The sequence below is a fragment of the Paenibacillus sp. FSL R5-0749 genome (assembly GCF_038595085.1).
In the GTDB taxonomy this organism is placed as follows: Bacteria; Bacillota; Bacilli; order Paenibacillales; family Paenibacillaceae; genus Paenibacillus.
This window is the reverse complement of sequence record NZ_CP152005.1, coordinates 1,689,127-1,711,785: the sequence shown is the minus strand read 5'-3', so window position 1 is coordinate 1,711,785 and position 22,659 is coordinate 1,689,127. Positions and strand designations below refer to the sequence as shown.

Below are 22,659 nucleotides of genomic sequence, written 5' to 3'. Positions count from 1 at the left end.
GCTACACTTTCACATAGTGAAGAATATATGTACGACAAAAAAACCTCCAATCCTATAAAATAGGTTGGAGGTTATCTTCAGTGTTCTTATGTTCCGATAAATTATGTTACGAAATAAGAACGGTACTTATATTTTTTTGCCTAGTATAGCCAAATCTCTGTTCACACCATCCAGCACGGCCACTTCGGGATAATATCCCCACTGTTCAAAACCATGCTTGCGCAACAATCCCAGACTCGGTTCATTATGCCCGAAGACAAATCCGAGAATGGTCGTAATTCCAAGTGCAGGACAAGCCGCAAATACCGTTTCAAGCAAACGTCCACCAGCCCCAATTCCGCGGCATTGCTGATCCACGTATACACTGACTTCCACCGTTCCATTATACGCAGGGCGCCCATAGAACGAGCTGAGACTTGCCCAAGCCACCACATGCCCTGCCTGCTTCATCACCCAAAGTGGACGATGATCCGGTGAATGGTCCTCGAACCACGGAACACGTTGCTCCACTGTCACCGGTTCCAAATCCGCTGTTACCATACGGCTCTCAATGGTGGAATTATAAATTTCTACAATCCTCGGCAAGTCCTCCAGGCGCGCATATTCAATCTGCACATCTTCCAGCTTCATCTATACTCCTCCATTAATCCAGATCGTTCTATATCATAGAGGATATTATAATGGAAAATAGAAGTTTTCGTCATCTCTTACATTCTGACAGAGAAATCTTTATATTTTTAAGTAAATATTTACACGACAACGGAGAGGACAGAACTAATCAGAAGAAGCGCAGCGTGCGCCTTTATCCCCAGATTTTCCCCTTTATACAAGGGAATCAATAAAATCTGGGGATAACAGCGATCGGAAGATGGTTCTGTCCGCGTAGTAGTTAAGTGTAAAATCAATGCTTTAACTTATATATAGAATTACTCTGGAAGTCCCTGAATGGTGTTGCCACGAGTTAACTGCTGACTCTGGTCAGCCCAGCGAATGTTCATCGAGCGAGATGTGAACAGATCGGGGCCGTCCGATACCTGGAAGTGCAGATGGGCTTCACTGGAGTTACCCGAATTGCCAAGCTCACCGATAGGGTCTCCCTGCTTGAGCTTATCTCCTTTTTTGACCGAAACACTGCCTTTCTTGAAATGTGCTGTGATGCTGTATTCACCGTTGCCATGGTCAATAACTACATAGTTACCCGCCGGCTCTTCCGGATTCATCACACCCGGTACATTGTCCGGAATATCGTTCTTGATTTCGACGACCGTTCCATCCGCAGCAGCATAGAGTGGTTCACCAAAAGCATGGTAGTTTTCATTTTCCTTAGCATCACCATGATAACTTGATTGTTCTTTTGTCCGAACGATATCCAGTGCATAGCGCTGGGTTTCATGCTCATAATGATAATTCGACATTACATCTTGACCTCCCCAGAATACATACCATTCCCCCTTCATCGGGAATTGGAACTCGGTTTTGGTGAGTTTGTCATCTGTGTCTTCATGAGCTTCCAACGGTTGAATTGACAGACCCTCAATCAGATTTTCGTCGGAAAAATAGGCGCGAATTCCTTTCGTCCCTGTCTGATCCTTCCAGGCAACCTCGGTTAATTGATTCATTTCGGCGTCTACCACTTGCTCCCACGATTCAACACCCTCCAGAAAAGGATCAGCGGTCGTTTTAAACTGCTCAAGCGTTACCGTTTCCTTCAATTCCGGGGAAAACTGGCTATAGATTGCATCCTTTGAACCGTTCATCAACGTATCTATGAAATTGTCCGGTGTAACCACTGAGCTCACCTCTGAAGTGGAGTTCTGCTCCTGATTGGTGTTCTCGCTCGCTTCATGATTGGACGCCTGTTCGGCTGACTGCTGCTCCGCCTGGTCGGAAGTAATCGCGTTGCCATTGCCGCAAGCAGACAATATCACGCACGCTCCAAGGGTTATTGCAAGGACCTTCCAGCCCTTTCTATGCTTAACGATCTGATGTGTCTGTTGCTCTGTTTTCATATGACCTTCCCAGTTCATTTTCTTTCAACATCCCTTCTGCTAATTCATTATACTTTCCAGTTAAGTGTACAGAATGAGTCTTATCCTTCGTCTAACCCCAACTTACCAGTAGTTAAACTCACCATGTCTTCTTAGGTTGCATAATTAAGACTCCGTTAAGATAGCATGTACGCTATACATCCCCATAGGATGGTATGATTATCAATACACACAACGGAAGTACCAGGAGGTCATTTTCTAACTATGGATAACGTCTCAATACTGCTTGTAGATGATGAACAAGCGATTCTGCATATGCTCAAAACCGTTCTGCTCAAAGAACAGTTTCTCGATATCGACACCGTAACAACAGGTGAAGCTGCCATTGAGGCTTGCAACAACAAGACGTATCATTGCATCGTGCTCGACATCATGCTCCCTGGCAAAAGCGGACTGGAAATCTGTCCTTTTCTACGGCAGGTCACCGATGCGCCCATCCTGTTCCTGACGGCCAAGACAACCGATTACGACAAATTAACGGGATTCGCTGTTGGTGGCGACGATTATGTGGCCAAACCTTTTAATCCGCTAGAAGTCGTTGCACGAATTAAATCCTTACTGAAGCGTTATTTGCCTTCAAAAACAGCTGCCATCTCGGAGCACATCCCATCGAACGTAAATACGTCATCTCCAAGCATGCCGGAAGGTGTGTACGACTTTGGACGATTTCAGGTGCTGGAATGGGCCGCTGAGCTTCGAGTTGAAGGAGAATCCGTATCCTGTCCGGCGCTTGTGTTTCAACTGCTGCTCTTTTTCTGCAAACATCCCAATCGCATCTTCACCAAGTCAGATCTGTATGAGCGGGTCTGGGGCTCAGAGGCCATCAGTGATGACAATACCGTGATGGTTCATATTCACCGCATTCGGGAACGCATTGAAGCAGATCCTTCCAATCCAGTGTATCTCGTTAACGTCCGAGGTCTGGGATACAAGCTCATTCAGCCGGAACATGTGTCACGCCCATGAGTATTCGTCGCAGATTAATGACCCGGTTTATCGGGATGCTTGCGGGAGCCGTCATTCTGATCATTCTTCTTGGGTCTGTAGCCACTTACTGGGTCGTGCAAAAGGTTAATGAAGTGAATTTGGTGGATGATTTTGCGCTTAACGGTCTGGATCAATTGATTAATACAGCAGAATTCATGCCAGACAATACCATCAAATATGACCCCAAATTGTTAAAGCAAGTGGATAAATATCAAGGCTGGCTCCAGGTGTTGGATGAACAAGGCAACGTCATTGATGATTACCACGCACCTGCTGATGTTCCTACTCACTATAAACCGGGAGAATTGATTGCATATTGGGAAAATCAAAAGCCTTTCCCTTATCAGATTGTCATACTCATCCGGGAGAAGAACGGGAAGAATTTCACTTTGTTGTATGGGGAGAGTAACCCGGCCAAATCGCTCATCAATAATATTCGTTCAGACCTCATTCTGACCAACGGGAAGTTTACTCTTCAACCGGGCCGACAGGAAGCCCTTCTTGCTGCTCATGCCTATCTTCAAGTCTTGGATGCGTCAGGACGAGAACTCTCCTCCTTTAACAAACCAGCTGTGGGTGTACCAAGCGAATACACCCTTCAGGAGTTGGTCTTGCAGATTCGCTATCCAAGTCGATCAGGCAAGTCTACTGCTACATGGTACGATGAGAAGAATGGAACCACTTGGTTGATTAGCATCCCTGGCGAGGCAAATGGTACAGGGAATTCGAATCCCTACCGTTTTATTCTGGAACCGGCATTGGTTATATTGATCGTGTCCATCATCATTCTGCTTGTCTTGCTTGCCTTCTGGTATGCCAACCGATTCGGCTCGCCCATGCTGCATATGCTCCAATGGTTACAGCGTCTGGAGCGAGGTCATTACGAGGAACCTACCGGAGCCTTCGGAGTGCCTCGCAGTCAGCGTCGTAACGGTAAGTGGAAGCGCAAATACAACGTGTATGCTGAAGTGCTTCGCTCCATGCAGGCCCTATCCTACACGTTGAAGCAAGATGAAGAACTTCGGAAACAGACCGATTCACTTCGGGAGGAATGGATTGCTGGCATAACTCACGATCTGAAGACGCCTCTATCCTCCATCCAGGGGTATGCCCATATGCTTGAAGCAGATAAATATAGCTGGACCGTGGAAGAAGTCAGGGAATTTGCAGGCATTATGCTCGATAAATCCATGTATATGGACAGGCTTATCAATGACCTTGCCATGACCTATCGATTACGCAGTGGCGGATATCAACCTGTGGTGGAAGAGACTGACGTAAATACGTTACTCCGTGATCTGATCCAACGCGCTGAACGAAACCCGGCTTATGGGGAAGGTCGCATCATATTCCAACCTTCCGAAGTGCCTGTGTATGGACTTGTCCATATCCCTTCGTTTGAACGAATTGTGGATAACCTGACCGCCAATGCCCTTCTTCATAATCCACCCGAGTCCATCCTCGTGGTCAGTGTGCACTCTGGTGAACATGCAGATGCATTCAGTATTCAGTTTGCCGATAATGGACGAGGCATGGACCCCGAGACGGTATGGAAGTTATTTGAACGATATTATCGCGGTACAGATACAGGTACATCGGACGTTGGATCAGGGCTGGGCATGGCCGTAACCAAAGGGTTGATTGAGGCGATGAAAGGGCATATTGAGGTACAGTCCACCCCTGGTGAAGGAACGATCATTCGTTTAGTATGGGATGGGCCGTCCGTAACGAATTAAAATGTTCCGCTTGACCTTTCCATTTTCAGTCTATATAATCGACACTCAATAACACCTGTTCCCATATATTGATATTGAATGCAACACATTTCAGGATAACTTTAATGAGTTAATCTAACATATTTGGCGATGACCAGAGACAAGATTTCGTTTGCGTGCTGCCCAGAGAGAGAAGGGATTGGTGAAACCTTCTTCAGCGAACGGACCGGAATTACCCCTCTGCAGCCGTGAACTCGAACCTCAGCATCTCGGACTCCCCTTGGGATGTTCGGCTTGTTGCCAGTAGAGTTCACCGCCTGATCCCCGATAGCGGATTCCAATGAGGGTTATGATGTTTCCTGTTCACGGCGGCTGGCCGAGAACAGAGTGCACCATAACCAAATTAGGGTGGAACCACGAGCCAAGCGCACTCGTCCCTTTTCCGGGACGGGTGTTTTTTGCGCTTTCATTTGATGAAATGGAGAGTGGTTCACATGAGCAAACAGGAAAACAGTAACTCCGCAAGCAACAAATCAGGTAACGAAATTAACAATCAAGCCAATGATCTGCCACCATCCAGTCAATCCATTAAGGTTCGTCTGCAAGGTGGAGATGTTCGTTCTTACGAAGCAGGCATCACTGTGGGTGCAGTCGCCTCATCCATCAGCACAAGTCTTGGAAAACAGGCGATCGGCGGTATTGCAGATGGTCAGAATATCGATCTCAATGGGGTGCTTGAGCAAGATTGCGAACTCGTCATTGTTACTTTGGACAGTGCGGAAGGCCTGTATCGTTACCGTCACAGCGCAGCACATGTGCTCGCACAGGCGCTCAAACGCATCTACGGTGCAGAACAAGTGAAACTGGGTATCGGCCCAGTCATTGAGGATGGATTCTATTACGATGTTGATCTGGAACATGCCTTGTCCATCAGTGATCTAGCTGCCATTGAGCGGGAAATGAACAAAATCATTCAGGAGAATCATAAGATCAGTCGGCGGGTCGTTAGCCGGGAGGAAGCCCTCCGCATCTTCGGAGCAATCCAGGACCCCTACAAGCTTGAACTCATTCAGGATTTGCCGGAGGACGCCGAGCTTTCGATCTATGATCAAGGAGAGTTCTTCGATCTGTGTCGCGGTCCCCATCTCCCATCCACTGGCCGGATCAAAGCGTTCAAGCTGCTGAATGTGGCTGGTGCGTACTGGCGGGGTAACTCGGATAATAAGATGCTGCAACGTATCTACGGCACTGCTTTCCCAAACAAAGCCCAGCTGGATGAACATCTGCACATGCTCGAAGAAGCGAAAAAACGGGATCACCGCAAACTCGGTAAAGAGCTTGAACTATTCATGTTCTCCGAAGAAGCGCCCGGCATGCCCTTCTATCTGCCTAAAGGCATGACTGTTCGTACTGAACTGGAGCAATTCTCGCGTGAGCTGCAATTACAGGAAGGTTATCAGGAAGTACGGACTCCGCTCATGATGAACAACCGGCTGTGGGAGCAATCCGGCCATTGGGAGCATTACAAGGACAATATGTACTTTTCGGAAGTGGACGATGCAACGTTTGCACTGAAACCAATGAATTGTCCCGGGCACATGCTGATCTTCAAAAATACACTCCATTCCTACCGCGAATTGCCAATTCGCATGATGGAATTCGGTCAAGTTCACCGTCATGAATTCTCAGGTGCCCTGAATGGCATGATGCGTGTGCGGACATTCTGCCAGGATGATGCGCATCTCTACGTCATGCCAGAGCAGATCGAGGACGAGATTAATCAGGCGATCTCACTGATCGGCCGTATGTATGATATCTTTGGATTCGAATATAAGATTGAGTTATCCACTCGACCGGAAGATTCCATGGGATCGGAAGAACTGTGGGATCAGGCGGAACGTGCATTGCAAAATGTACTGGATCGCCGGGGCGTGGAGTATCGCATTAACGAAGGAGACGGTGCCTTTTATGGACCGAAAATTGACTTTCATATCCTTGATGCACTGAAGCGCAGCTGGCAGTGCGGAACAATCCAGCTTGATTTTCAAATGCCGGAGAAGTTCGACCTCACTTACATTGGTGAGGATAGCCTGAAGCACCGTCCAGTCGTGATCCATCGTGCCATCTATGGTTCCATCGATCGTTTCATCGGTATCCTGACTGAGCACTATGCAGGAGCGTTCCCACTTTGGCTCGCACCTGTGCAAGTGAAGCTGCTGCCTGTATCGGATCATTACGCAGATTATGCGCTCCAAGTCCAGAGCCAGCTCCGGGCTGCGGGCATTCGGGTAGAAACAGATCTGCGCAGCGAGAAACTTGGATACAAAATCCGTGAAGCCCAGATGGAAAAAGTACCTTATTCGCTCGTGCTTGGTGAGAATGAGAAAAATGCCTCATCTGCCTCTGTCCGTGCATACGGTCAGGGAGATCAAGGCATTCAACGTATTGAAGCTTTTATTGAACTGGTTCAACAAGCTGTGAAGGCAAAAATATAAATGTTAATGCAACACAAGCTGATTCATTGGTCAATCATCAGCTTGTGTTGCATTACAATTTCTCATCAGGCTTTAGCCCGACTTGTTCTTCGCTCCACATCCAGAAACGCTCAGCTGAAGTATCATCAACGGCATGCGCCTTCAGCTGCTGCTCTTTCTGTTGATAGAAGTAACGCCCGGTGATGCCGACAACATCTGGGCTTGTAGCCAGATAAACAGCCGTTCGCGCCCCTTCTTCAGGGGACAGAAAAAAGGGAAGCTTGCCTACAAACGCCATAATGCGTGTGCCAAATCCGGTATTGCGATCTACACCAATACTCGTGCCCACCGCACCAGGATGCAGACAGTTCACCGTAACCGAGGTACCTGACAGTTTACGGGCCAGCGCTCGAGTGAACAACACATTAGCCAATTTGGATTGGGCATAGCTTTTGATAGGATTATAACCTTTGTGCAGATGTGGATCTTCGAAGTGGATTTTGCCGGCTTTGTATGCACCTGACGACACGTTTACAACCCGTCCCTGCGTTGCAGCTTTTAGAGGTTCGATCAAAAGCAAAGTCAGCAGAAAATGACCCAGATGGTTAATGCCGATACTCTGTTCGAACCCATCTGAGGTTTCCTTCCGCTTAATCATCACCACTCCCGCATTATTCACCAGAACGTCAAGGCGATCATGACGCTCGCGGAATGTGCGGGCAAACTGGCGTATACTTTCGAGTGAGCCGAGGTCACATAACATCAATTCAATTGCAGAAGAGCCGGACTGACGCACAGCCTCCTGAAGAGCATCCTGTCCGCGCTTCTCACTGCGGCATGCCATAATTACGTGATATCCTTGCTTTGCAAGTTCAATGGTGGTTGCCAAACCCATCCCTGAGTTGGCCCCTGTTACAATTGCTGTCTGAATGGACATGAGTACTTCCCTTCTGAACCAAAGGTTCTGAAATTAGAGGCGCGACGACGGACAATATGAGATAATGATAGGATCACATCTCGGTTTCCATGGGAGGACAAGTATGCTGACCAAAGATGACTTCAAAAAAGTTAAAAAACAAGCCAAACTTGAAATCGCACTACTCGAACAGGAATATCAGGAGATCTTGCAAAACGTTGATTCAACGCTGTATGAAAAATACGGTATTTTGGACAAAGAAGAAACACGTGAGTTCACCCGAAAACGCAAAAACCGAAGATATGCTTCACTGGTTATCGAACTATGCGCCATCATTGAACAGATGTTACATCAACTGTACAGACACGTATATCAGAAAAAGTTTAATTCGACCCAGCTGATGAAAACTCCTGCCTATCGGGCACGTTCCAACATGGAGATCATTCAAGCTGAACTGAGTAAAGAGTTCATTGCTCTGGAATCCGAAAAAGAACACTTCGCTGAAGCCCTCGGTCTGGTATTTCAGACAAGGAACAAACTTGTTCATGATAACTTTTCGTTTGTCTCCATCATTAAGGATGGCAGTAATGAAGAAGAAACGTTCGAATCACTGCTCCATACGGTCAAAAAATATAGAAAACACTTAAAATATAATCGCCCTGAATAACAACAATTATCGCTAAAAAAGAAAAGGAGGTGTACCGGACTACGGTCCGGATTACCATGAGCCAACCAACCCATTCGATTACTGTGCTACATCTTCAGATTCCCACACCTTCCGGGAACAGCCCCATATTCCCCGTCATGCTTCGTGATGAAGATGGCGTGACCTTGGTGGATACGGGCATGATTGGCCAATTTGCTGAACTTCAATCCGCATTGGAACACGAGGGCGTACATCTCTCGGACGTCAAACGTGTGATTATTACACATCAGGACATCGATCATATCGGTAATCTGGGCGCTCTTCTGGATGCTATCCCCGATCTGGAAATCTGGGCACATGCCGATGAGATTCCATATCTAACTGGTGAGAAACCTTTGATCAAGTTCACTCCTGAACGTCGTGCTCTGCTGCCTGCGCCCGTTCTGGCACTGGCAGACCAACTTCTCTTGCAGCTGCCCGAAGTGAACATCAGCAGAACGCTCGCAGACGGAGACCTGTTACCTCTGCAAGGAGGCACACAAGTCATTCATACACCTGGACATACCCCAGGTCATATCTGCTTGTATTTCGGAGAGCAGCAGTTCCTGCTTGCTGCCGATGAACTTCGTGTGGTTGATGATGAACTCGTTGGCCCTGCGCCACCTGCGACACCGGACATGCCTGAAGCACTCCGAAGCTTGAAGAAACTGACAGACCTTAAACTTGATAAAGTTCTCTGTTATCACGGCGGAGAGTACAACAATGATCCGGCTCAGCGTATTGCCACACTTGCGGAGAGCGCAGAATAAATAAGAACGCGGAACTGTGAATGTTCTGGCGACCATAACGCATCCTTTTAAATCTTGTAGATTGGTGTGGCACACCTACGTTGTACCCTCTTCAGGATTAGGATGACACATCCTTTACAATCAAGGAGCTGTCCCATAAGTCATGAATTTGACGGGACAGCTCCTTTGATTAATTAAGCATGTACATCTACTTCCATACTGGTATTGACGTATGGCAGATCCTATTGCGCACGATATGCACGCAGTATCTTATATTACACCGCTATATTTCACCACGCATGTGCACAGAATCTTTCTCCTTCCCGTTTGGCAAAACAATCCACCGAAAAATTCGTAACGTAAGTGTCAAGCTTATTGATTAGGTTCCACCTCTAACAAATCTGAGACAGACTTTAAACACTCTAATTGTTTGTAACGAATCTCAGACACCCTATACGTAGTATTTTGAGCTTTAAGATTTTCTAACGAACTCCAGACACCTTATTTACTCATTTCGTTGATTTCCTCGCAGGTTTCGAGTGAATTTTGGCGTTATAACGGGGCTGAGGTTCGTTACATTCTACAAACGCCACTATACCTCTATTTAAGGTGTGTCAGGTTTGTTAGAATAAATTAACTCTCCGGAGTAAGTACAATCAACTTGTCATCCCCATCACGTGGCGATCCTCGTCCATCCCGATTGTTCGTAAGCACATATAACTTTCCGTCCTCTCCAGCACTCACATTGCGAATCCGTCCCCACTCATCTTCGAAGATCGGTTCCACCTTCTCCACCTGTGTACCGTCTTCCGAAAGAGTAATCTTCAGCAACTGCTCTCCACGCAGATTTGCGGCAATCAGTGAGCCGGCCCAAGGTCCTTCTTCAACAAAAGCTACACCAGACGGCGCCCACGTATCATTCCCACTATGTGCGAGTGGAGCCTGATATGCACCATTGTCATCGTCGTCTCCCTCCACCTCGGGCCAGCCATAATTCTCACCCGCTACAATCCGGTTAATCTCATCATGATTACGTTGACCATGCTCAGTCGCATAGAGATAACCGTTGTCCGGGTTCCAGGCCAGTCCCTGTGCATTGCGGTGCCCCATGCTGTACACAGGTGAATTCGGCCACGGGTTGTCTGCAGGGATCGATCCATCGAGACCAATCCGCAGTATTTTACCCCCAAGGCTATCTTTGTTCTGTGACAGTTCCGGTTCATACCGCTCACCTGTTGTGATATAGAGCAACTTGTCCGGGCCAATCTTGATCCGCCCACCATTATGATTCGTTCCGCCTGGAATGTTACCAAGCAGTTCTTTGTCTATAACGGCTTTCCCCTCAGTCACCTTGAGGCGTAACACCCGATTGGCAATGTCGTCGCCTTCCAGATAGGAGTGGTACGCATACAAATAACCGTTCTCCTCAAAGTCCGGATCAGCTGCAAGACCCAACAGCCCTCCTTCACCTTCTTCATTAAACGGAGCTGAGAATTCAATCAATGGTTCAGGGGCCAGTTTTCCATCCTCAATAATCCGAATTGCACCAGGGCGCTCCGTTACAAACATCCGACCATCAGGCACACTTACAATCTCCCAGGGTGCATTCAATCCTTCAACCAGAACGGAAGCCTGATACGGAATAACCGCCTCTCCCTGCGCTCCACCCTCACTTCCACTCGAACCGGAGTTGCCTCCATTGGCTGTCTGTCCCTGACCGGTTCCCTGTCCCTGAGACGACGTCTGCTCTGTTCCACTAACAGAGGGATCGGCTGAAGAGCATGATGCTGTTAACAGTGCCACACTTAATAATGAAGCATACAGTGGAACGGTTCCTCGATTATTCATGATTACATCTCCCTTCGCAGATCGTACTTTTGTATAAAATAACGAAGCTAAACCTCAACGTATGGTTAATCTGTTGTTTTTATGTTGTTCTCTATAGTTGTGATGCTATTATTCATGTACAGCGGTTTCGCCCTGTATTACCCTTCACACCAGCCGCTCAAACGAAGAATTCAAGGGATTCAACCGATCTGAAATCACTACAGTTTGGAATTCCATCATATTCTTTTATAATAGAAAGATAGTAAGAATCGAAAGGTGGACAACTACACTTATGAATCAAAACCCTTTATCCCGTCTTGAAGCCGATCTGTCCGGGCAAGGATTGGACGCCATGCTGATCACAGATCCGAAACATATCTACTATTTAACTGGATTTGCGAGCAATCCGCATGAACGCTTCCTTGGTCTGGTTCTCGCACGCGGCGAAGAGCCCCTGCTGATTGTACCCGCACTTGACGCTGAAGCTGCGGCAGCCGCTTCTTCGGTATCCAACATTGCAACTCACACGGATACGGATAATCCGTATGCTTTGTTTGATCGTTATCAGGGGCGCTTGGGCCGAGTCGGTCTTGAAAAAGAATACGTGACGGTCGCACGTTATGAGCAGCTTACTGCCGCTCTTGGTGCTGCCAGCTTCCAAGATGTAGGCCCGTTGCTTCGCACATTACGTGTGAAAAAAACACCCGATGAGGTCGCCCGCATTCGCCATGCCATTCATCTGATTGAAGAAACTCTCCGTCAAGGCCTCTCTCATGTTCGCACAGGCGTAACCGAGATTGAACTTGTCGCCGAGATGGAGTATCAGATGAAAAAACTGGGAGCTGACGGCCCTTCCTTTGATACCATGGTGCTCACGGGACCCAAAACAGGTCTGCCACACGGGACACCGGGTGAACGGAAACTGCAACATGGTGACCTGTTGATGTTTGATATGGGTGTATATGCTGGTGGATATGCCTCGGACATCACGCGTACATTCGCCTTTGGGGATATCTCACCCGAACTCAAAACCATCTATAACACGGTGCTCGCAGCCAACGAAGCTGCCATCCAAATCGTGAAACCAGGCATCACCTGCGCAGAAGTGGATCGTGCGGCACGTCAGGTCACGGAAGAAGCAGGATACGGCGAGCGCTTTATGCATAGAGTAGGACATGGACTGGGTATTGACGTACATGAGTATCCTTCTCTCCATGGAGAGAATATGGACATCCTGAATGAAGGTACCGTATTCACGATTGAACCGGGCATATATACCGCAGCAGGCGGCGTGCGTATCGAAGATGATGTGATTGTGACCGAGACGGGTATCGAAGTTCTGACAACATATCCAAAAGAACTGCAAATCCTTAGCGACTAATCCAATTGGATCTATGTCAAAACAACACCATATCCATCTATGTTCAGCCGATCTTATGCATCATGAACCGCACTGCACGAAACTGCGCTGAGCTGTATCTTCAAAATAATATACTCCTTAGGCGTACGCCTCAGGCCTATATACAGAAAGAGTAGCAAGTACAATCGCGAATGCAAAATCCCGCAAATCCATGATATCATGGGTTGCGGGATTTTATTTATACGAAGCATATCCTAAGTTACTCCGTCGGCATCCTACGTGTCTTATTCCTGCTTACTCATTTAGCATTAGTCAAACTCATGCGTGATATCTTGCCAGGATTCCAGCTGTGGCAGCTGTTGCTTCCCCCAATAATCCAGAAACCATTGAATAATCGCAGTCGGATCTGTTGTGCTGTAGCTGTAATGACGGAAACCGTCCTCACCTTCCTGCAAACGAATCTCCGCCACCATGTGCCCTGGTTCCTCAAGCGCAGCAGCCTGCATATACATACTTCCCTCCACCAGCTCCGAAGGTACAAGTACTACGTATTCCTGCAATTCCAGATTGGTGATCAAGTCCACCAATAACGAGGCATTCATGCTATCATTCTCGTAGGTTGTGCCATTGCTTTCCAGTGTATAACGCAGTGTAGAGTACATATGCGATTCCCCTTTGGTTGATATCATCGTTGGATAATGATACATGCTCATAACGACAGGTTGTTTATATTATAACTTTTTCATAATAATGTAAAAAGGGTTTATCTTGTTTCGGGGACATGTGTTTTCTATAAAAAATCCCCTTGCAGAGTCCGAATTATAATGGACTGCACAAAGGGTGATTTTAAGTGATCCTCTTTGAATATTCTTTAAACTTCTTCCTTAAACTTAAAGCTGCGTGCAGCATACAGGAACGGTGTTCCAACCGCAGTTAATACAAATTTGATAATATACGTGGTCAGGAAGATCTCCAGCCATACATCCCAAGGATAGATGAACGCAAACGCGATTGTGCAGAACACCAGTGTATCCACAAATGAACTGATGATCGAACTGCCGTTGGTACGAATCCACAACTGATTGCGCCCTGGGGCCACCTTGCGTAACCAGGAATATAATCGTACATCCAGGAACTGACTGATGAAATAGGCGGTCAAACTTCCGAGAGCCAGACGTGGCAGCAGACCGAACAATGTTTTCATCGAATCCTGTGCAAAGTCCGTCGGTGCCGGCTCAAAGAACAACACCATCTGCATCAGAACCGTGGTCATGATGAGCGTAAAGAATCCGAACCATACAGCTTTGCGCGCTTCACCTGGTCCATATTTCTCATTGAGCAGATCACTGGTCAGGTACATGCTGACATACATCGTGTTGCCAAGCGTCAGTACAATGCCCATGATATCTATCGTTTTGGTCACCTGAATGTTGGCTATAACCGTAGCCACACCAATCCAGGCATAGAGACCTTTTTTACCGAACAAGCGGTAACACAACAGGAAAAATCCATAAGTTACGAGAACGAAAACCGCTCCCCACCCTAAGTTAAACATAAATACATACACTGCCTTCCTAGTTTTGATTACGCGGGATGGTTACGAACCGCGGTTTGGCTCAGGGCCAAAACATGAATACTCTATCACATTTCTCGTCCCATGAACAGAACTAAATAACTCCAAGTGTGCATGAGTCACTACGACCCTCCTATATTCCATGTGTTCCTCTCGACCATACTACGCTTTTCCTACCTCCATCTCTCTTACCACGAGCATCAAAAAGTATACGGATTCACACAACATGCACAGGTTTGATGATGTGATGGCTACAAAAAAAACCGCCCTCCGGATTCCTCCGAAGGACGGCTTTTCTCACTTGGCTTGCAAAAGGCTCTAGCTATCTTTCCACGAGCCTCTATCCAATCCAGTCTATTAAGCCTGAACAGCTGAATCCAGCTCACGGCTCTGATCATTGAATGTGTCATGATCATTTTCTTTCAAAATTTTGCTGGTTACAAGTCCAGAAGTCATGGACCCGTTCACGTTAAGCGCTGTACGACCCATGTCGATCAGCGGTTCAACAGAGATCAGCAATCCTGCCAAAGCTACAGGCAGGTTCATGGTGGACAATACAATCAGGGAAGCGAACGTTGCCCCGCCGCCAACACCTGCCACACCAAACGAACTGATCATAACAACAAGGATCAACGTCACGATGAAGTCCCAGCTCAGCGGGTCGATTCCGACCGTTGGAGCAATCATCACCGCCAGCATGGCCGGATAGATCCCGGCGCAGCCGTTTTGCCCAATTGTAGCACCAAAGCTTGCAGACAGATTCGCAATACCGTCCGATACGCCCAGTTTCTTCGTCTGTGTCTCCACATTCAGCGGGATCGACGCTGCACTTGAACGGGAGGTGAAGGCAAATACCAGTGTTGGCAGAACCTTTTTCACATACGTAATCGGATTGAACCCGGACAGTGAGATGATGATCAGGTGAATGATAAACATCACGATGAGGGCCACGTAGGACGCAATGACGAATTTGATCAACTTGAGAATTTCATCCGGATTCGTGGTCGCCGTCACTTTGGTGATAAGGGCCAGAATCCCGTATGGCGTAAGCCTGAGCACCAATGTTACAATCCGCATAACCACCGCGTATACGGCATTAACCATACCTCGGAATGTTTCCGCCTGTTGTGGTTTTTTGCGATCCAGTCCAAGTACAGCTACACCGATGAACGCGGAGAAGATAACGACCGCCAGTGTGGATGTACGACGTTCTCCTGTCATATCTGCAAATGGATTCGAAGGAATAAATTCCAGCACTTGCTGCGGAATGGTCTGATCCTTCACATCAACAAGACGTTCCTCCATCTTCTGACCCTGGGCGATCTCACGATCTCCACCTTCAATTTCAATGGAAGTAAGGTTAAAGCTAAGGCTCGTTACAATGCTGACCCCTGCAGCAATCGCTGTGGTGATCAACAGAATGGCAATGATGGAAACACTCATCTTACCGAGATTTTGCTTGCCCTTCAGATTCATGATGGCTGAGATGATCGACACCATGATCAATGGAATCACAACCATTTGCAACAAACGAACATATCCTGAACCGACCAGATTGAACCAATCGACTGATTTCGTAACTACATCAGAACCTGATGAGTACACCAATTGAAGAATAACCCCGTACACAACCCCCAGTCCAAGACCCGCAAATACGCGTTTCGTAAAGGAGATATGCTTTTTCTGCATCCAGTAGAGGATGCCAAGTAAAGCAAGCATCACCACTACATTCAATATGATTAGAAAAGTATCCATTTCTTTAAATCCTCCTCAGGCATGTGTGTAACCGGAACATATCCGATTTTCTCTTCTATTTCTTGTACTTCCAACAAGACATTTTACAATATACCATATAACAAACTATTCTGGTAGGTATTAATTGATATTATGTAATATGTATGTAACAGATTCATCAATTTCTGAAAAAAATACACCAATTCGTGAAAATTGTTCTATTCAACCTCCGGTTAATTTTGTAATATAGGTATATCCGCTTATTCCCAAGTTTTCTCAACATATAATTTAGGTCTTTCTTCATTGGTAGATAGGTCTTATGAGTACGGAAAAGCGATAATGTTAATGAACTTGACGTGAAAGGATGATCATATGTTTCGTAATCGCACCGTTGCCGGTAAAATCAGAGGCACCTTGTTCCTCGTTCTGCTGGTTGCTTCTCTGTTGTTCAGTATTAGTTTCTATGCCGTGTCGATGAATATTATTCAAAGTTACGTTCTACCGCAGTTCGACAAAGTCCTAAACACGTCCATTCAGGATATATACAAGAATACTTCTGCCTCCAAAATCCTACAGGTACAGAGTGGCGGAGCCGGTTCAGAAGGTGCTGCCATGACCGTGGAATCGTATCTGGCCGAAAAAGCAAAAGAACATAATCTAGATGCGGCTTACGTTGTTGCTATTCAGGACGGCTCAGCCAAAGTCGTTGTAGCCAACTCTTCCTCAGGTATGAAAGCCCAGGATGAGATCACTGTAGAGCCAGCAATGAACACAGCCATCGAGAGCAAAGAAATGGTAATCAGCGAAGTCTATTCGGACTCCTTTGGTGTACATAAAGCAGCATTCATTCCAATTGCAGGTAGTAATATGATTATGGCTGTGAGCATGGACGCCCAATTCATTCAGGATAAGATTACCCAGATTTTCTGGCTATGTCTTGGGATTACAGCATTAGTCTTTGTGCTCGGTTGGCTGATCTCCACTAGTATGATCAAAAGAGTAACCAAACCGATCATCAAGCTTGTCCAACATAGTAAACAAATATCCCAAGGTGATCTGACCGCTGAACTCCAGATCAAAGGCAAAGATGAAATTGCCCAGCTCGCTTCAAGCTTCCAGACGATGACACATAATCTGAAAGAAATGATCAGCCGTGCCTTGTCCACGTCCAATGAAGTGGTGTCAGGCTCCAATGACCTGCTTCAACGGGTTGAATCGATGTCTGGTATGGTACGGAACTCCAGCCGCTCTGCAGAAGATGCAGAGAAAGGCAGCATCAGCATTGCGTCAAGCGCATCCGAGAACGCCAGAGCCATGGAGGAAATTACGCAGGGCATCATGCATATTGCTTCATCTTCTGCCGAAGTATCCGAGCAGATTGGGGAAGCAGCCAATGAAGCAGTTAACGGTAACCGATTGGCTCAGAATGCCGTTGAGCAGATGGAACGTGTAGGCCAGACAGCAAGTGAATCACTACGGTATGTGGAGACCATGAATGAACGTTCGGTAGCCGTAGGTACCATTGTTGCTTCCATTTTTGAAATCACCAAACAGATCAACATGCTGTCACTCAACGCCTCCATTGAAGCAGCACGTGCCGGAGAGCATGGCCGCGGATTCGCTGTCGTTGCCGGAGAAGTTCGCAAACTTGCCGAACAATCCAAAACAGCCACAGAGGAAATCTCGGATTATCTGGGCACCATTCGAGAAGACGCTGAACGGTCTGTTGATGCCATGAACCGTGTTACCCAGGAGATTGGTTCAGGTACAACTGTTGTTCAACAAGCAGGCTCAGCCTTCCAGCAACTGAATGAATTGATCCAGAACGTCAATCTGACCATTCAGACCGTCTCTGCTTCGACACAACAAGTATCCGCTGGTGCTGAAGAAGTAAGTGCGTCCGTGGAAGAAACGGCACAGATTACGTCCAAATCCCGTGAGAGCATGTTACAGATTGCTTCAACAGCAGATCTTCAACTCAGCGAGATGGATTCACATTCGGATACGGTTCGCCATCTGCATGAACAAGCTGTAGAGCTGCAATCCGCCATGAAGAAATTCAAAATAAACTAACAGGTAAACCATTAACCCATCATCACCTGATTTAAACCTTATTTAATCATAGGATATACAATACCCCCATGCCGCTAACATTCCGTTTCCAGAGAACGGTTTGTCGGACATGGGGGTATTGTTGTATAAGAACTGTGTTATGACGATTATGAAATGCATTTAATCCATTTCATAATCAATACCTGAGCGTATTAATTACATTCCCATACTGATATATCACTTGATGTTTTCTCGCTCAGATCGGCTGTTGACTCTGTTCTCCTGCTCACTCCGGTAACTTAATACCCATTATCTCGTACACACGCTGCATATCCAATGCCGAACGCAATGATTCGGCTACCCGATCGAACTCCATCTCTTTACGTTCATGCGCACTGTATGTCTCCTGAAGCGGAACCAGTCCTTTTCCAACACGCAAACCATTCAGCCATGAACGTCGGAATTGATCACTTTCAAACAAACCATGTAGATAAGTTCCCCACACCCTGCCATCCGTTGTGCCCCAGCCTTCATGGAATGGTTCACCACCTGGATGGGAGATTTCAAACAATCCGGTGACATGCTCCGGCTCGTGGCACTCCGTAACACCCATATGAATCTCATATCCGTTTATAGGTAATGAAGCGTCAGCTGCATCTTGTTCACTATACAGAGGAACAGGATGATCAGGCTGCACTCGACCGGAAGCTCTAACCGTCTGTTTGTTCTGAAGAAACGTTGTCGATAGCGGAAGCCAGCCAAGTCCCTTCGCTTCCTGAATCTGATTTGCCTCCACAGCAAATGGGTCCTTCAGATGACGTCCCAGCATCTGGTATCCGCCACATATACCTACGATTTGGACATGCTCACGCTCGGTCTGGCTGGCGATTGCCTGCTCCAGACCAGACTCACGCAGAAATCCCAGATCCCCTATCGTATCCTTCGTACCCGGCAGAAGAATGGCATCCGGACTGCCCAATTCCTCTGGCGATGTCACGTAACGCACATTCACATCCGGCTCACGGGAAAGTGCATCGAAGTCTGTAAAGTTGGAAATTCGCGGATATCGGATCACCGCCAGATCCAGCTCGGTTTTGCCGGATTTCCCATGACGCATGGAGTCCAGCACCACTGAATCCTCTGCTTCAATCTGAATATCTCTTATGTAAGGCAATACACCTAATACTGGAATGCCTGTCCGTTCTTCGAGCCAATCGAGTCCAGGCTGCAACAGGGACAGATCACCGCGAAACTTGTTGATGATAAAACCCTTCACACGCTGGACCTCATGCGGCTCTAACAGCTCCAGTGTGCCAACGATGGAAGCAAATACCCCGCCCCGATCAATATCAGAGATCAGAATTACCGGTGCATCAGCCCAACCTGCCAGATTCATGTTGACGATATCCCGATCCTTCAGATTGATCTCGGCAGGACTGCCCGCCCCTTCCATCAGCACAATATCATAAGTGTCCCGTAGCCGGTTCAACGCATCCATAACCGTCTGCTTTGCTTCTGGCAGGAAATGCTGACGGTAGTCCGAAGCACTCATCTGGGCAAAAGGTACCCCATGCACCACGATCTGCGAATGCATGTCCCGCACCGGCTTGATCAAGATGGGGTTCATGTCGGTAGTCGCCTCAATACCGCAGGCTTCGGCCTGTGCCCCCTGGGCCCGACCAATCTCCTTGCCATCTTCCGTCACATAGGAATTCAGCGCCATATTCTGTGACTTGAACGGGGCTGGCTTGAAGCCATCCTGCTTGAATATACGGCATAATGCCGTTGTGATGACACTTTTACCCACATCGGAAGCCGTCCCTTGCAGCATGAGTACTGCTGCTGTTTGCTGTACAAGCTTACCCTCCACGATCTCTCCCCCTGTCTACGTGTTATCTCCAGATCACCATGCTGCCAACCTCATGCGTAACGCTCTCCAAACTGCTTCACACTTCAAAAGTTAAAGCCAGAACAGTCCTTGAAGCACGCTCAGCACGGTCAACAAAGCCGCCTCCAGTAGCTCATTCATGGCACCATACGTATCCCCGGTTAAACCGCCGAGTCGTTCACTGATCCGCGCAGCCACGAATCGGCCGATGTAATAACACGCCACAGGCAGTATAATAACGGCCGTCACCGGGTATAGCCACCATGGCAGTGTTCCCAGACCACTCAGCATTGCATCTGCAATCCCCATATCCGGCTTGAAAAGCCACACCGCGGCAAACGTAACTGCCCCTGCGATCAAGGTCAGCCCCACGGCTGAGCTGCGTGCACGCTGGACCTCTTTCCGCTCACCGAGTCCTTTGAACAATACGGCAAGTCCATCATCTCCGCGCGCATTCGGCCATGCAGACATCGCATACACCATGAACCAGCGGCTCCAGATCATGGGCAGGATCAACAGCGCACCATACACCCAGTGGCCCCGGGCAATGAAATCGGCGATCAGCGCCGCTTTCATCATCAGCAACAAGACGCAGGCGATCACGCCCATGGCCCCCACACGGCTGTCCTTCATAATCTCCAGCATTCGCTCACGAGTACAATAACTGAGCAAACCATCTGCCGTATCCATCCATCCGTCAAGATGAAGCCCACCAGTGAGCCACACCCATAGCGTCAAGGTCAGGACGGCAGCCGGAAAGGCGGGAAGCACTGCACCGCTTAAGGCTCCCGCGAGCCAGACACACAGACCGATTGCAGCACCGACCAGCGGATAAAAAACAACACTTTCACGCAGCAGCGGCGGGACAAAATCGATGTGCATTTTGACAGGGAAACGGGACAAAAATTGAAAAGCGGCTGCCGCGGCATGTTTGCGCTGAGGAGCAGGCGTGCCATCCTTCATAAGCGATACTCCTTGCTTTTCAGTTCAGTCGCAATGCCTACGGTCACCAGAAACACTTCACCGCATATCGCCGCAATGCGCTGATTTAATACACCGGCCAAATCCCTATATTTCCTGCCAAGGGCATATTCCGGTACGATCCCGTCCCCCACTTCATTTGTAACAAGAACGAGCAAACCGGGATAGATTCGAATCGCTTCAACCAGCGCATCCAAATGTCCCTGTAACACCTGCTTCTCGTCATGCTCATGTGCTAACAAAACATTCGTCAGCCAAAGCGTCAGGCAATCCACCAGAATGGTGGGTGCAGAAGTCCCTGTGTGCCCTTCACCCATGCAATTAATCAAAGCAGGCAGATGCATCGGCTCTTCCATCGTATGCCACAGATACCCCGATGCCTCGCGCTGCTGCTGATGCATGGCGATACGCTCACGCATTTCATCATCGTACGCCTGGGCTGTCGCCACATACCAGGCCTCCGAGGAACGCTGCATGCAGAGACGTTCGGCAAAGGAGCTTTTGCCACTGCGTGCCCCGCCCGTCACCAGTACACTCATCGGGAACCCTCTCTTTGCACGGATGAGTCATCCGACGCAGAGTCCGAAGCAGGGCTTGTCCCGTCTGAGACACCCGCGCTTGCAAAGGTCGCCATCTCGTTCAGAATAAGACATGCTGCGTCAATCAGATGAAGACTGAGCACACCACCTGTGCCTTCACCCAGACGCATGTCCAGATCCAGCATCGATTTCAGGTCCAGTTCACGCAGCAGCGCTCCATGTCCATTTTCATGTGAAGTATGAGAAGCGATCATATAAGCGGTGCTCAGGGGTGCAAGTTGTCTCGCAACCAGCGCCGCGGCGGTAGAGATGAACCCGTCTACAACAACCGGGCAACGATGAGCAGCTGCTGCGAGGATAACCCCCGTGAGTCCAGCAATCTCCAGTCCACCCACTTTGCATAGAACATCCAGTGCATCTTCCGGGTTCGGAGCGTTTACGCTAAGTGCCCGGCTGACTACAGCAGCCTTGCGCTGCAAGCCTGCATCATCAATGCCGGTACCTCTCCCCACGGCGGCGGCAGGTGCAACTCCGGTAAGTGCGCTCATTACCGCAGCACTTGCAGTGGTGTTGCCGATTCCCATCTCTCCGGTGACAAACAGCTGTGTTCCCTTCGCCACCTCTGCCGATACAACTTCGGCTCCTGCAAGGATAGCCCGAACGGCCTCATCCCGGGTCATCGCTGCACCTCGGGCCATGTTGGCCGTGCCTTTGCGAATTTTATGGGAAAGCAGGTCTGGATGTTCAAGATCGGCATTCACACCGATATCCACACAGATCACATCAGCTCCGGCGTGACGGGCAAGCACATTCACCGCAGCGCCCCCAGCGAGGAAATTCTGGACCATCTGCGGAGTTACTTCAGCAGGAAAAGCACTGATGCCTTCTTCCACTACGCCGTGATCTGCGGCCATGACAATGACCGCCCTGTGATCAAAACGCGGACGTGCATTACCCGTTATGCCAGCCAGGCGGATCACCAGCTCTTCCAATTTGCCCAGACTCCCTGGCGGCTTCGTCAACGAATCCACGTGCGCAGAGGTTTCTGCCGCCACTTCCTGATCAGGAGCGGTAATCCTTTTGGTTATTTGCTCCAACATCTGTTCATTATTCATACAACCAGCACTTCCT

General features: G+C 48.2%; 18 protein-coding genes. 7 read left to right on the top strand and 11 right to left on the bottom strand.

The window, feature by feature from the left end; all coding sequences use genetic code 11:
- Positions 1-126 precede the first annotated feature (126 nt).
- Both MKY85_RS07490 and MKY85_RS07485 read right to left on the bottom strand, forming a co-directional pair.
- Entirely contained in the window at positions 127-630 is a 504-nt protein-coding gene (locus tag MKY85_RS07490; RefSeq protein WP_339259684.1) for an N-acetyltransferase family protein, read from the bottom strand.
- A 296-nt stretch (positions 631-926) separates the two neighbouring features.
- On the bottom strand, positions 927-2,027 hold the full coding sequence (locus MKY85_RS07485) for a M23 family metallopeptidase (protein ID WP_342572233.1): 1,101 nt from the start codon (positions 2,025-2,027) through the stop codon (positions 927-929).
- Positions 2,028-2,252: 225 nt separating this feature from the next.
- On the opposite strand from MKY85_RS07485, the gene MKY85_RS07480 reads away from it, so the two are divergent.
- From MKY85_RS07480 to thrS, 3 genes are all read left to right on the top strand, one after another.
- Positions 2,253-3,014, top strand: coding sequence for a response regulator transcription factor (locus tag MKY85_RS07480; RefSeq protein WP_339259681.1), 762 nt, complete (start codon positions 2,253-2,255; stop codon positions 3,012-3,014).
- Entirely contained in the window at positions 3,011-4,771 is a 1,761-nt protein-coding gene (locus tag MKY85_RS07475) for a HAMP domain-containing sensor histidine kinase (RefSeq protein WP_342572232.1), read from the top strand. The genes MKY85_RS07480 and MKY85_RS07475 overlap by 4 nt, the downstream gene beginning before the upstream one ends.
- 473 nt (positions 4,772-5,244) lie before the next feature.
- Positions 5,245-7,245: a threonine--tRNA ligase gene (gene thrS, locus MKY85_RS07470; protein ID WP_342572231.1), complete on the top strand. Its 2,001-nt coding sequence runs from the start codon at positions 5,245-5,247 to the stop codon at positions 7,243-7,245.
- 52 nt (positions 7,246-7,297) lie between these two features.
- On the opposite strand, the gene MKY85_RS07465 is transcribed toward thrS, so the two are convergent.
- Complete coding sequence (locus tag MKY85_RS07465) at positions 7,298-8,161, bottom strand: SDR family oxidoreductase (RefSeq protein WP_342572230.1); 864 nt, start codon at positions 8,159-8,161, stop codon at positions 7,298-7,300.
- A 103-nt stretch (positions 8,162-8,264) separates the two neighbouring features.
- On the opposite strand from MKY85_RS07465, the gene MKY85_RS07460 reads away from it, so the two are divergent.
- Positions 8,265-8,807 carry a hypothetical protein gene (locus MKY85_RS07460; RefSeq protein ID WP_339259673.1) on the top strand — a complete coding sequence of 181 codons (543 nt, stop codon included), beginning with the start codon at positions 8,265-8,267 and terminating at the stop codon, positions 8,805-8,807.
- A gap of 56 nt (positions 8,808-8,863) precedes the next feature.
- The gene (locus MKY85_RS07455; protein ID WP_342572229.1) at positions 8,864-9,595 is read left to right on the top strand and encodes an MBL fold metallo-hydrolase; all 732 of its coding nucleotides are present in this window, start codon (positions 8,864-8,866) and stop codon (positions 9,593-9,595) included.
- 612 nt (positions 9,596-10,207) lie between these two features.
- Here the strand turns inward: MKY85_RS07455 and MKY85_RS07450 are convergent.
- Complete coding sequence (locus MKY85_RS07450; RefSeq protein ID WP_339259669.1) at positions 10,208-11,422, bottom strand: PQQ-dependent sugar dehydrogenase; 1,215 nt, start codon at positions 11,420-11,422, stop codon at positions 10,208-10,210.
- Positions 11,423-11,693: 271 nt separating this feature from the next.
- On the opposite strand from MKY85_RS07450, the gene MKY85_RS07445 reads away from it, so the two are divergent.
- Positions 11,694-12,782, top strand: coding sequence for a Xaa-Pro peptidase family protein (locus tag MKY85_RS07445; RefSeq protein WP_342572228.1), 1,089 nt, complete (start codon positions 11,694-11,696; stop codon positions 12,780-12,782).
- 287 nt (positions 12,783-13,069) lie between these two features.
- On the opposite strand, the gene MKY85_RS07440 is transcribed toward MKY85_RS07445, so the two are convergent.
- The 3 genes from MKY85_RS07440 to MKY85_RS07430 form a co-directional block, all read right to left on the bottom strand.
- On the bottom strand, positions 13,070-13,423 hold the full coding sequence (locus MKY85_RS07440; protein ID WP_342572227.1) for a hypothetical protein: 354 nt from the start codon (positions 13,421-13,423) through the stop codon (positions 13,070-13,072).
- A gap of 209 nt (positions 13,424-13,632) precedes the next feature.
- On the bottom strand, positions 13,633-14,316 hold the full coding sequence (locus tag MKY85_RS07435; RefSeq protein WP_339259662.1) for a queuosine precursor transporter: 684 nt from the start codon (positions 14,314-14,316) through the stop codon (positions 13,633-13,635).
- Positions 14,317-14,691: 375 nt separating this feature from the next.
- Positions 14,692-16,089, bottom strand: a complete 1,398-nt coding sequence (locus MKY85_RS07430; protein WP_342572226.1) for an L-cystine transporter — start codon at positions 16,087-16,089, stop codon at positions 14,692-14,694.
- 351 nt (positions 16,090-16,440) lie between these two features.
- Between MKY85_RS07430 and MKY85_RS07425 the strand changes: the two genes are divergently transcribed.
- The gene (locus MKY85_RS07425) at positions 16,441-18,141 is read left to right on the top strand and encodes a methyl-accepting chemotaxis protein (RefSeq protein WP_339240457.1); all 1,701 of its coding nucleotides are present in this window, start codon (positions 16,441-16,443) and stop codon (positions 18,139-18,141) included.
- Between the two features lie 265 nt (positions 18,142-18,406).
- Here MKY85_RS07425 and MKY85_RS07420 read toward each other — a convergent pair whose 3' ends face one another.
- From MKY85_RS07420 to cobT, 4 genes are all read right to left on the bottom strand, one after another.
- Positions 18,407-19,951 (bottom strand): cobyric acid synthase, encoded by a 1,545-nt coding sequence (locus MKY85_RS07420; protein ID WP_342573297.1) that lies wholly within the window; start codon positions 19,949-19,951, stop codon positions 18,407-18,409.
- Between the two features lie 129 nt (positions 19,952-20,080).
- On the bottom strand, positions 20,081-20,971 hold the full coding sequence (gene cobS / locus MKY85_RS07415) for an adenosylcobinamide-GDP ribazoletransferase (protein WP_342572225.1): 891 nt from the start codon (positions 20,969-20,971) through the stop codon (positions 20,081-20,083).
- Entirely contained in the window at positions 20,968-21,528 is a 561-nt protein-coding gene (gene cobU / locus MKY85_RS07410; RefSeq protein ID WP_342572224.1) for a bifunctional adenosylcobinamide kinase/adenosylcobinamide-phosphate guanylyltransferase, read from the bottom strand. The genes cobS and cobU overlap by 4 nt, the downstream gene beginning before the upstream one ends.
- The gene (cobT, locus tag MKY85_RS07405; protein ID WP_342572223.1) at positions 21,525-22,643 is read right to left on the bottom strand and encodes a nicotinate-nucleotide--dimethylbenzimidazole phosphoribosyltransferase; all 1,119 of its coding nucleotides are present in this window, start codon (positions 22,641-22,643) and stop codon (positions 21,525-21,527) included. The genes cobU and cobT overlap by 4 nt, the downstream gene beginning before the upstream one ends.
- Between the last annotated feature and the right edge of the window lie 16 nt (positions 22,644-22,659).

What these genes read in the sequence shown, in the direction of transcription:
- MKY85_RS07455 (WP_342572229.1), top strand. Translation starts at nt 8,864, where the DNA reads ATGAGCCAACCAACCCATTCGATTACTGTGCTACATCTTCAGATTCCC.
- cobS (WP_342572225.1), bottom strand. Translation starts at nt 20,971, where the DNA reads ATGAAGGATGGCACGCCTGCTCCTCAGCGCAAACATGCCGCGGCAGCC.
- MKY85_RS07435 (WP_339259662.1), bottom strand. Translation starts at nt 14,316, where the DNA reads ATGTTTAACTTAGGGTGGGGAGCGGTTTTCGTTCTCGTAACTTATGGA.
- MKY85_RS07430 (WP_342572226.1), bottom strand. Translation starts at nt 16,089, where the DNA reads ATGGATACTTTTCTAATCATATTGAATGTAGTGGTGATGCTTGCTTTA.
- MKY85_RS07440 (WP_342572227.1), bottom strand. Translation starts at nt 13,423, where the DNA reads ATGTACTCTACACTGCGTTATACACTGGAAAGCAATGGCACAACCTAC.
- MKY85_RS07465 (WP_342572230.1), bottom strand. Translation starts at nt 8,161, where the DNA reads ATGTCCATTCAGACAGCAATTGTAACAGGGGCCAACTCAGGGATGGGT.
- cobT (WP_342572223.1), bottom strand. Translation starts at nt 22,643, where the DNA reads ATGAATAATGAACAGATGTTGGAGCAAATAACCAAAAGGATTACCGCT.
- MKY85_RS07490 (WP_339259684.1), bottom strand. Translation starts at nt 630, where the DNA reads ATGAAGCTGGAAGATGTGCAGATTGAATATGCGCGCCTGGAGGACTTG.
- MKY85_RS07480 (WP_339259681.1), top strand. Translation starts at nt 2,253, where the DNA reads ATGGATAACGTCTCAATACTGCTTGTAGATGATGAACAAGCGATTCTG.
- MKY85_RS07420 (WP_342573297.1), bottom strand. Translation starts at nt 19,951, where the DNA reads ATGCTGCAAGGGACGGCTTCCGATGTGGGTAAAAGTGTCATCACAACG.
- MKY85_RS07475 (WP_342572232.1), top strand. Translation starts at nt 3,011, where the DNA reads ATGAGTATTCGTCGCAGATTAATGACCCGGTTTATCGGGATGCTTGCG.
- MKY85_RS07450 (WP_339259669.1), bottom strand. Translation starts at nt 11,422, where the DNA reads ATGAATAATCGAGGAACCGTTCCACTGTATGCTTCATTATTAAGTGTG.
- MKY85_RS07485 (WP_342572233.1), bottom strand. Translation starts at nt 2,027, where the DNA reads ATGAACTGGGAAGGTCATATGAAAACAGAGCAACAGACACATCAGATC.
- thrS (WP_342572231.1), top strand. Translation starts at nt 5,245, where the DNA reads ATGAGCAAACAGGAAAACAGTAACTCCGCAAGCAACAAATCAGGTAAC.
- MKY85_RS07425 (WP_339240457.1), top strand. Translation starts at nt 16,441, where the DNA reads ATGTTTCGTAATCGCACCGTTGCCGGTAAAATCAGAGGCACCTTGTTC.
- cobU (WP_342572224.1), bottom strand. Translation starts at nt 21,528, where the DNA reads ATGAGTGTACTGGTGACGGGCGGGGCACGCAGTGGCAAAAGCTCCTTT.
- MKY85_RS07445 (WP_342572228.1), top strand. Translation starts at nt 11,694, where the DNA reads ATGAATCAAAACCCTTTATCCCGTCTTGAAGCCGATCTGTCCGGGCAA.
- MKY85_RS07460 (WP_339259673.1), top strand. Translation starts at nt 8,265, where the DNA reads ATGCTGACCAAAGATGACTTCAAAAAAGTTAAAAAACAAGCCAAACTT.